The sequence below is a fragment of the Bacillus cereus group sp. BceL291 genome, assembly GCF_051776705.1.
Classification (GTDB): Bacteria; Bacillota; Bacilli; order Bacillales; family Bacillaceae_G; genus Bacillus_A; species Bacillus_A cereus.
Map to the genome: position 1 here is coordinate 1 of NZ_JBPWAP010000121.1, position 10,138 is coordinate 10,138.

Below are 10,138 nucleotides of genomic sequence, written 5' to 3' on the forward strand. Positions count from 1 at the left end.
GAAATCGAAAGACTATCGCACTCTGTAAAGAGTGTCATATGAAAAGACACAAGGGCGAGATATAAAATGCAGAAGACAGATGGAGAGCCGGATACATTGAGAGATGTAAGTTCGGTTCGGGGAGGAACATTTGGAAACCTATCACAGGAATGTAATAAGGCGCTGGATGTTTACTCTACACATATGCCACAAAGGTAAATGAAAAAACAAAACTTATTGAAAAACTTCTTCGAAATGTACATAGTTCTTCTAAATAAGTTGCAGAATGAAATATAATGATACCCAGTTATTAATAATAGTATCTAAGAAAAAAACTACTTCCTTTCTTAATTCATATGATTTTTAAAAATAAATCCTATAGATGTTAATATTTGTTATATAATATATTTGTCAAAGCATTACCCCTAAAATTTCTACAGTCAATCTGTAAGATAGTTTGTTTGGCCCGTATATTCACCTTAAACTAAAAAGAACTTGTAGAGATTCCTACAAGTTCTTTTTAGTTTAAGGATTAAATGAGGATTTAAAATATAGTTGCAATTTTTTGAGGGGGAAAAGTAAATGTTTATAAAAACAGAAAGATTATTAATACGAAAATTTGAGTTCAAAGATTGGCAAGCTGTTCATGAGTATACATCAGATATCAATGTTATGAAATACATACCTGAAGGTTTTTTTACTGAAGAAGATACAAAAAACTTTGTAAATGAAAATATTGGTGAAAACGCTAAGAACTTTCCTGTAGTATTAATTGATAAAGATATTTTGATTGGTCATATAGTTTTTCATAAATACTTTGGTGAGCATACTTATGAGATTGGTTGGGTGTTCAACCCTGAATATTTCAATAAAGGATATGCTTCTGAAGCAGCACAAGCTACATTGGAATATGGGTTTAAGGAATTGAAGTTACATAGAATTATAGCTACATGTCAGCCACAGAATATACCATCATATCGAGTGATGGAGAAGATTGGAATGAGAAGAGAAGGCTATTTCAGGAAGTGTATACCACATGGGAATGAATGGTGGGACGAATATTATTACGCTATTTTAGAAGAGGAGTAAAGCCTCATAACGCATTATTAAAAGAAAATGTTCCTCCTGAAGTTGTAAAAGCGGTAGCTAGAATATGAATGGAAACAATTTGATGGAAACGGTCAGCCAATCATAGCGTAAGACGATGGAATTGGCATTATGTAAATTACTATTGTTGTTGATATTGTCTTAATTGAAAAAATAAGTTCTGTTATTACTTGACAAGTTCAAAAATAGTAGATATGCTTTAACACGAAACGAACAAAAAATTTGAGATATCTATGACCTGTTAGGTGAGGCTCCTATACAAACACAGGCTATTGCCCAAAAATATCGAAAGATGCCAATGGGTAGAACAGGAATTGTCGGATTAAGGCTCTTCTTAAGATAGCTAAGTGATGAATGATTCATCCTTTACGTTGTATAGTGCCAAAACTCAACTAGGGGGAATGAGCTTTATTTAGCTATGTCTTTTTTAGCAACCTCCTTTAGTTGAATTACTAAGGGAGGTTTTTTATATGCAAAATTTTATTTGTAATAAATCTTTTATAAAAGGGGGGAAGACTAATGATTGATGATATTGATCCCATATTTATGAAGAAATTAGTTTTCCTAGAAGTGGGAAAATGATACCAAGTACCACTGTCCTTAAGGAGGAATTACGATGAAAAAATGCTTACAACAATTATTAGCAACAAAAGATACACACTTAGTGCAAGAGCTTATAAAAATTCAATCCTACGATATTGCAATGGAAATAAAAGGTTTTCAACATAAAGATCAGATATCTTTAATAAAATGTTTTCCTACTGAAAAAGGTGCGAAAATTCTCAGTTATCTTACACCAGAGGAGCAATATAATATTTGTACCAATTTGCCTGTGGATAGAGGAGAAGAGCTATTAGCTAGGCAATCTATTGATGACCTTGTTGATGTAATTCTTTCAATTCATCCACTTCAGGCTGAAAAACTTATACAACTTTTGTCTGAAGAATCTCAACAAAGAATTAGAAGTCTGCTGGTTTTTCAATCTGGAACAGCGGGCAGTTTGATGACAATTGACTATATTGCTGCCAGGGAAAATTGGAAAGTGAAAGATACGCTGTCGCATATTAGAAAAATTGGGGCAGGGGTTGAATCAATTTCGTATATTTATGTTCTGGATACACGTGGTCAGCTTAATGGAATTGTTTCTATTCGTGAATTATTGCTAGCTTCAGATGATAAAACTTTATCATCGATAATGGCATCAGATGTTATTTCAGTTTCAGTGAACCTAGACCAACAGGAAGCCGTACAAAAACTAATGGATTATGATTTATCCGCTATACCTGTAACAACGATGGATAATCGGATGATAGGTATTATAACCTTCGATGATGCAATGGATGTTTTCGAAGAAGAAGCAACTGAAGATATTCAAAAATTAGGAGGGAGCACCCCATTAGATAAGCCATATTTCGAAACTTCTATTTGGCAAATATACCGTAAACGTATAGGTTGGTTATTACTTCTGTTTGTAGCAGAAGCATATACTGGTTCTGTACTTCGGCATTATGAAGAAACATTAACTCATGTAGTTGCACTGGCTTTCTTTATTCCGTTGTTAATTGGAACTGGTGGAAATACAGGTACACAGGTCGTAACTACATTGGTTCGAGCTGTAGCTCTAAATGAGGTGAAATTTAAAGATATATTTCGTGTTATGAAAAAAGAAGCATTAGTAGGCCTTTTACTAGGGCTTACATTAGCCGTGGCAGCATTAATTCGTGCGTACACTTTAGGCGTAGGTACAGAAGTCGCGCAAGTTGTAGCTATTACTGGATTGTTCATTGTTATTTGGTCGTCCATTGTTTCATCTGTATTACCCTTGATTTTAAATAAGTTAAAGCTGGATCCAGCTGTTATCTCAGGTCCGTTCATTACGACATTAGTCGATGGAACGGGGTTAATTCTGTACTTTACCATTGCAAAAATGTTACTAGGGTTATAAGAAACTTATATTAAGTTTTTTTATACCTAAGTTCGTTCCCGCAAAGTTTGTAGACAAACTCGTTGGAAGTATAGAGAAAGAGAGAATAGAAATGAAAAAAGTATTCAAGTTACTGGAATATCCGTTGGTGTTTTCGCTTATCATTACAATTGTATTTGGAATTTTGATTATGTATAGTGCTAGCTCAATTGTTGCAGTTGAAAATTATGGCTATAGTAGTTTTTTGTTGCTAATAAGAGGGAACTTATAAATAAAAATTACTATTTATGGTGAGAATAATACTATTTAAGTGCTATTGAACTTCTGAATTTAATTGAAAATTCAGAGTAATTATAAAAATGTAGTTTTATAATTATTTTTTTAAAACAGGGGGATTCTATTTATTTGGATAGGAGGTAAATTTGTTGAGATCTAATAAAAAATATTTTTATAAACAGGAAGTATTAAGCAAAAATTATAATATGCTAATTGAAATTGCAAAAAGTGATGTTAAATCAACGTTAGATTTTTTTAAAACAACGTCTCAAGGGCTGTCTCACGAGGAAGCTACTAAGAGGCTTGAAGTGTATGGAGAAAATAAAGTAGTTTCTCAAAAAAGAATAAAATGGTATATAACATTATTTAATTCTTTTAGAAGTCCGTTTATTTCTCTTCTAATTATATTAGGGATGTTATCTTTTTTTACCAATGATATAAAAGGTACTATTATTGTGGGAATCATGGTGACGTTAAGCGTATTAATTCGGTTCATACAAGAAATTCGTTCTCAGAAGTCTATAGAAAGATTAAAAAATCTTGTATATGAAAAGGTAACTGTTCTCAGGAAGGGAAATATTCCTTATAAAGAAAATAAGAGAACTTTATTGGAGGAAAGTGGAAAGTTACAAATTGGTCTTGAGGATCTTGTACCAGGGGATATTATAGAATTATCTGCTGGAAATATTGTGCCTGCAGATGTACGGATTATCTCATCAGAAAATTTACTTGTAAATCAATCATCTCTAACAGGAGAAGCATTACCCGTTGAAAAATCAAATCAGTATTTCCATATGTACAAAAAACGTAAAATTAGAAAAATCCAAAATCTAATTGAATTAGAAAATCTCTGTTTTATGGGAACTCATATTATAAGTGGTACAGCAAAAGTAATAGTTGTAGGTACTGGAACAGATACTTACTTTGGTTCAATAGCAAAGAATCAGGTTAAGATGAACAAGAAATCTGATTCTAAATTCGATAAAGGGGTAAGCAAAGTTAGTTGGCTATTAATTAAATTTATGATCATCATGACTCCTATTGTCATGATAATCCATGGGGGTATTAATGGAAATTGGTATGAGGCTTTTTTATTTGCAATTGCTATAGCAATTGGACTCACTCCAGAAATGCTTCCAATGATTGTAACAGCTAATTTAGCTAAAGGCTCTATTAATATGAGTAAAAAAAAGGTACTTGTAAAACAACTATCTTCTATTCATAACCTTGGAGCTATTGATATTCTCTGTACCGACAAAACAGGCACGTTGACAGAAAATAAGATGGATCTGGTGCGCCATACAGATACAAATGGAGAGAAGTCGGATGAGGTTTTAAGATTAGCGTATATAAATAGTTACTTCCATACAAATAATAAAAATGAAATTGATTTATCAGTTATACGTTATGTAAAAGATAGTAGTAAATATGATCTGTCTCAATACTCCAAAATAGATGAATGTCTATTTGATTTTGATAGAAGAAGAGTTTCAGTTGTTATAGAAAAAAATGCTAACGAACGAATAATGCTTTGTAAAGGTGCAGTTAGAGAAGTTGTATCAATTTGTAGTTTTATAAAAGAAAATAATAAGATAATTCCTATTACAGATGAAATCCAGCGTAGAAATAAACACCTAATTGAACTCTGGCAAGAGCAGGGGATGCGAGTTGTTGCAGTTGCATATAAACAATTAAATAGTGATAAAGTGGGAAGTTATTCTATAAATGATGAATCAGATATGATACTCGTTGGATATGTAGGTTTTTTAAATCCACCCAAACAATCGGCTATCGCTGCACTTCATACTCTACAAAAGAAAGGAGTACAAGTGAAAATTTTAACAGGTGATAACGAGTCCGTGACAAGAAATGTATGTAGGAAAATGGGCTTGTATATAGGAGAACCAGTACTGGGTTATGAAATTGATAGTCTTCCTGATAAGGTATTAGGAAAACTTGCAAGTAAAACAAGTGTGTTTGCAAAATTAAATCCTAGTCAAAAATTCCGTATTATAAAGGCACTTCAAATGAATGGTCATACAGTCGGGTTTATGGGGGATGGAATTAACGATGTGTTTGCCTTAAAACAGTCTGACGTTGGTGTATCTATCCATACAGCAGATGATATTGTTAAAGAGAGTTCAGATATTATACTTATAGAAAAAGACTTACATGTTTTAGAAGATGCTATAGTGGAAGGACGGACAACGTTTGGAAATATACTGAAGTATATTAAGATGACAGCAAGTTCAAATTTTGGAAATGTATTAAGTTTATTAATTGCTAGTGCATTTCTTCCTTTTCTTCCAATGCTACCAATTCAAATATTATGTCAAAACTTACTATATAATCTATCCCAACTTTCAATTCCGTGGGATAAAGTAGACAATGAATTTTTAATAAAACCAAGAAGTTGGGATACAAAAGATTTATTTCGTTTTATTATTTTTATTGGGCCGGTAAGTAGTGTTTTTGATATAATCATTTTTATCGTAATGTGGAATGTATTTGGTGCAAATATTCCTGAGATGCAATCCTTATTTCAAACGGGTTGGTTCGTAGTAGGGTTATTAACACAATTATTAATTGTGCATATGATTCGTACTCAACATATCCCTTTCCTACAAAGTACGGCTGCTAGGCCAGTTTTGATGCTTACAGGCTTGGTTATGTTTATAGGGATTTCCCTTCCATTTACCAGTTTAAGTACTCAAATTGGTTTAACCCCACTTCCATTTTATTATTTTCTGTGGTTATTGGGAATTTTAACAATGTATGCTTTAGTTACTCAATTTATAAAGAGAATATACATAAGGAAGTTTAATCGATGGCTATAATACTAAAAAATTCAGTCCAGAACAAAAATTACTAAATACTATATTCTAAATGGATAAGGAATTTACAGCATAATTTAGTTTGGTAGGAAAAAAATTAAGTAAGATTGATGTTTTAATCAAACTTTATTCTCATTCTATAATAGAGTAAAATAAAAAATTTAGTACAATATGGAATAGGCAACGATAAAAACTAAAGGACAACAAAAGAGATATGCTTGTTGTCCTTTGGTTTTTATTTTTAAATATGTTTTATAAAGAGATATGTATTATATCTCTTTTTTAATTAGAGCATGAATTAAGAAGATGTCTTATTTGTTCTATAAAATAATGATGATGTTTGATACTCGACTAGTATAATAGCTACTTCCATAGAAGAAGAAAGGAAAGAAGCGAGTGACATAACCTCTATATCATCTTTAGCTAGGGAGAAAGAAGCATGTTATTAAATATTAGGGGTACGAGAAGGTAAGGAATCCAAGGGAATGTAGAATATAAAAAGGAGTCGTTATTCGACTCCTTTTTATATGGGATAGCTTAATTATTGGAAATATTACCTATTGAAATACTTTTTCAATTGTAGGCATAACAGCTATTGGTGGTAGGGATTTAGTCCATGCAGCTGCATATACATTTAATTTCTCACCTAATGTGTAGTTTGCACCATCTGAAACAGGGACCCTTAAAATCTTATTTTGAGAAACTAGATCCCACCAATCATGTTGATAAGCAAGAGCTTCATCTTTTGTAGACGTAGCAGCAACTACTAAATAATTGTTCTCTACTGAAATGACATATCCAGTAAAAGGTTCTTGTTCTTGGTTCTGAATAGTATGAACAGGAATATTATTGGCGGAAATCTTGTTAGAATCTGCAAAGGCCGGTGTTAATCCGAATGTAAGTCCACATCCTAGTGTTAAAGTTGTTACCGTTGTTACGAATGTTTGTTTTTTGTTAAACATGGTATATCCTCCTTATATTTTATTCTTACAATATCCACTTTCAATTTACATACATATAAAGCCTTTTAATATTAAGATGATTAACAATTCTGTAACAATTATCCTATAAATGTTAATATTATCTATTAATGGAATTGGATTTGTGTTATAATTCACTAGGTGAACTATTATTGTTCATTTCATCTCTTGATGAATGTATGCCCTTCCTTAAGTATAAAGATGTTCGATTGTATTGGTGAAGAGAGGATATATCCCTCTTCTTTTTTATTAATATGAGATTTTTAGGGAATGAACAGAAAAAGAACCCTATGGGGTTCTTTTTCTAGGCATATTAACAGTAAGGAGAGTATTGAAATACTATTTTCAAATCTTTACAAGGAGAAAAATTTGAAAAAGCTTATCATGTCATTGTTTTTACATACATGTAATATAAAGTTAATTGATAATATTTAAACTCATTATTACTAATATTCAATTAAGATAGTTAGCACTACATTGATAGTGTTAATTAGCTTGATTGGTGTGGAATGTGATATGAAGCATAAGTTTGCCGCAAACTTGTGCTTTCAGGATTTGAAGAATATTCTTAATATGAATTTTAAAGAAAATATAAAATTTTACTAGACGTGAGAAAAAAGAATTGAAAATATCCTTTAAAATAAGATATATTTTGTTCAAAAAATTAGAGGACACCAATTAATTAAAGCGGTAAAAAACGTTTTAATTAATCGGTGTCCTTTTTGTTTTAAAAAGAGAATATATTTTCTCAACAGGACAAATGGTAATTAGCTATAAGTATTAATTATAAGGATAACTGGAAAATAGAAATTAATAATAAATGAGAATGCAAAATGATAACATTAATATCTGAAAGAAATCTATCTGAAATCCACGAAGACGATGTAGATGTATTAAAAGTAATGGCACATCCTGTTCGATTACAAATTGTAAATGAATTAATGCACCATAAAGTATGCAATGTTACACAGTTAACGGAAATATTAAGACTCCCCCAATCCACTGTTTCACAACATTTATCAAAATTGAGGGGAACCGTACTTCAATCAGAAAGAAGAGGATTAGAGATGCATTATTATATAGATAATGCTAAGGCACGTCAGATTGTTGAAATTTTAGATTTGTAGGTTAATAATACATAAAAGGTTTCCTGTTACAAGGCAAGAAACCTTTTTTATATGTATAACTAATTGTGTGATAATATCATACTGTAGAAACTACCTAACAATAATTAAATTTAACAGCTTATTTTATCTTGCCACACACAATTTAACACGATATATAGGTATAAACGTACAAAGAAGGGTTTTAAATAGAAATTAGATATAACAATGGATAATGGTAAGTGTATTAAAGAAATTACAGAATTAATGAAATAAAAAATAATAAATAGTTGTTGTAAAGGCTTATTCTGATAATAAAAGGAATTAGATACATTAAATTCAACTATGAGTTTTTTACTAAAAATATGTAGGTGAAGAGTATAAGTAACATAATCCTTTTGTTGCTGATGGACGAAAAGCCTTCATGGATTTCTTTAAGGAGGATTTTGTTAAAAACCCTAATTCCTCTGCAGAGATTAAACGTGTAGTAGCTGAAGGGGATACAGTTGCTCTTCATGTACATTGTCGTACTAATTCTCAAGATAAGGGAGTTGCTATAGTCGGTATATTTCGTAACAAGGATGGAAAGATTGTCGAACACTGGGATGTAATTCAAGAGATTCCAAGTGAAGCAGCTAATAATAATACTATGTTTTAAGTAGAAAATATAGTGGATAATTGTTAATTTGTTAGGGATGTATAAGGTCTAGAAATTAAGATTATTTATAATAAAATGAAAGAGATGCCCTAGGTATGGTACTAGGGCATCTCTTTTTGTTTTAATAAGGTTAAATTTATTAGTATTCTTAAAGTGCCTATTGCATGTACTTTTTTATAACGTAATACTAATTTAGTATTAGACTACTGTATTAGTTTGAATGAAGAGGGTAATTTGCTAAATATACTATGTTGTTCATTTCCTTCCTGATTCATACCGGCTTGATAAATTGGAAATCCTTTATACGTTTTTCTTTTCCATTGCCATAAGCCATTATTTTGATCGAATTCACCATAGTAATGATTGTAATCAAGTTTGTTTCCTGTGTTTTTATTAAAATTATTGCTAATAAAAATACGACTATTACTTGCATAGATTTCGTTATTGGTAATCACATTGTTACGAAGATCGTAATTTAATTCAATTTGACCACTCTCTTGATCTTTTGTGTCATTTTTATAAATCAAATTGTTGGTAATCGTGTTATTTTCAGCGTATCCTTGCTGACTGTCATATCCACCAATTGCAATGCCACCCATAGTATTGTTAGATATTGTATTATCTCTAACTGTAATTTGACTTGCACTTTTCCCCGCATGTTCGCTAGCTACTTCAATACCGAGGTCGTTTTCATAGCTCTGATTTTGCTCAATAATAATTTCCTTCCCACCATCCACGTAAATACCATCAGCTGAATATTCGTTATAACTAGTATTATTGAAAGATGAATTGTGATGGACGATATTGTTACGAACAATTCCATTCCGTGCTTGATCTAAAGCAGCTACTGGAGATACTCCTTCATGTCCAATCAGAACAATTCCAATGTTGTTGTTATCATGCACCTTGTTATTGGTAACTTCAAAAGAATCAACATTCCCATTCACAGCAATTGCTTCACTTAGTCCTAATTTCAAATTTGCTACTTCGTTATTATCGATGACAATATGATTTGAATTATTTTGTGCACTAGATGAAGTACCATAGACAGCAATACCGTGTGCGTTTCCATTCTTTACATTCGTTTCAATGTGATGGATATAATTATTTCTAATCTCGATATTACTTCCTGTTCCGGTAATATAAATACCAATAGGGGTTTCGCTACATGCCCATCAACTTAAGAATTTGCACTACCCCCAAGTGTCAAAAAACGTTATTCTTTCTAAAAAGCTAGCTAGAAAGGATGACATTTTTTATGAATCTTTCAATTCAAG

6 protein-coding genes, 3 pseudogenes and 1 riboswitch are annotated in these 10,138 nt (G+C 31.4%); of the genes and pseudogenes, 7 read left to right on the top strand and 2 right to left on the bottom strand.

Annotated elements, in window-relative coordinates:
• Positions 1 to 66 precede the first annotated feature (66 nt).
• The 5 genes and pseudogenes from ACS2CR_RS32000 (at position 67) to mgtA (ending at position 6,123) form a co-directional block, all read left to right on the top strand.
• Complete coding sequence (locus tag ACS2CR_RS32000; RefSeq protein ID WP_438906135.1) at positions 67 to 198, top strand: hypothetical protein; 132 nt, start codon at positions 67 to 69, stop codon at positions 196 to 198.
• A pseudogene (locus ACS2CR_RS32005) lies at positions 177 to 257 on the top strand (lysozyme family protein); the annotation flags it as partial. The gene ACS2CR_RS32000 and the pseudogene ACS2CR_RS32005, both read left to right, overlap by 22 nt.
• A gap of 304 nt (positions 258 to 561) precedes the next feature.
• On the top strand, positions 562 to 1,068 hold the full coding sequence (locus tag ACS2CR_RS32010; protein ID WP_000470142.1) for a GNAT family N-acetyltransferase: 507 nt from the start codon (positions 562 to 564) through the stop codon (positions 1,066 to 1,068).
• A gap of 248 nt (positions 1,069 to 1,316) precedes the next feature.
• Positions 1,317 to 1,493, top strand: a riboswitch (M-box (ykoK) riboswitch).
• Between the two features lie 209 nt (positions 1,494 to 1,702).
• Positions 1,703 to 3,031: a magnesium transporter gene (mgtE, locus tag ACS2CR_RS32015; protein WP_016109994.1), complete on the top strand. Its 1,329-nt coding sequence runs from the start codon at positions 1,703 to 1,705 to the stop codon at positions 3,029 to 3,031.
• A gap of 401 nt (positions 3,032 to 3,432) precedes the next feature.
• The gene (mgtA, locus tag ACS2CR_RS32020) at positions 3,433 to 6,123 is read left to right on the top strand and encodes a magnesium-translocating P-type ATPase (RefSeq protein ID WP_053513251.1); all 2,691 of its coding nucleotides are present in this window, start codon (positions 3,433 to 3,435) and stop codon (positions 6,121 to 6,123) included.
• A gap of 554 nt (positions 6,124 to 6,677) precedes the next feature.
• On the opposite strand, the gene ACS2CR_RS32025 is transcribed toward mgtA, so the two are convergent.
• Positions 6,678 to 7,082: a DUF3221 domain-containing protein gene (locus ACS2CR_RS32025; protein ID WP_053513249.1), complete on the bottom strand. Its 405-nt coding sequence runs from the start codon at positions 7,080 to 7,082 to the stop codon at positions 6,678 to 6,680.
• A gap of 851 nt (positions 7,083 to 7,933) precedes the next feature.
• Here ACS2CR_RS32025 and ACS2CR_RS32030 point away from each other — a divergent pair.
• Positions 7,934 to 8,227: an ArsR/SmtB family transcription factor gene (locus tag ACS2CR_RS32030; protein ID WP_000631355.1), complete on the top strand. Its 294-nt coding sequence runs from the start codon at positions 7,934 to 7,936 to the stop codon at positions 8,225 to 8,227.
• A 337-nt stretch (positions 8,228 to 8,564) separates the two neighbouring features.
• A pseudogene (locus tag ACS2CR_RS32035) lies at positions 8,565 to 8,861 on the top strand (nuclear transport factor 2 family protein); the annotation flags it as partial.
• Positions 8,862 to 9,064: 203 nt separating this feature from the next.
• Here the strand turns inward: ACS2CR_RS32035 and ACS2CR_RS32040 are convergent.
• Positions 9,065 to 10,027: pseudogene (locus ACS2CR_RS32040) on the bottom strand (right-handed parallel beta-helix repeat-containing protein); the annotation flags it as partial.
• Between the last annotated feature and the right edge of the window lie 111 nt (positions 10,028 to 10,138).

Coding starts and splice junctions, on each gene's coding strand:
- ACS2CR_RS32000 (WP_438906135.1), top strand. CDS start 67: ATGCAGAAGACAGATGGAGAGCCGGATACATTGAGAGATGTAAGTTCG.
- ACS2CR_RS32010 (WP_000470142.1), top strand. CDS start 562: ATGTTTATAAAAACAGAAAGATTATTAATACGAAAATTTGAGTTCAAA.
- mgtE (WP_016109994.1), top strand. CDS start 1,703: ATGAAAAAATGCTTACAACAATTATTAGCAACAAAAGATACACACTTA.
- ACS2CR_RS32025 (WP_053513249.1), bottom strand. CDS start 7,082: ATGTTTAACAAAAAACAAACATTCGTAACAACGGTAACAACTTTAACA.
- ACS2CR_RS32030 (WP_000631355.1), top strand. CDS start 7,934: ATGATAACATTAATATCTGAAAGAAATCTATCTGAAATCCACGAAGAC.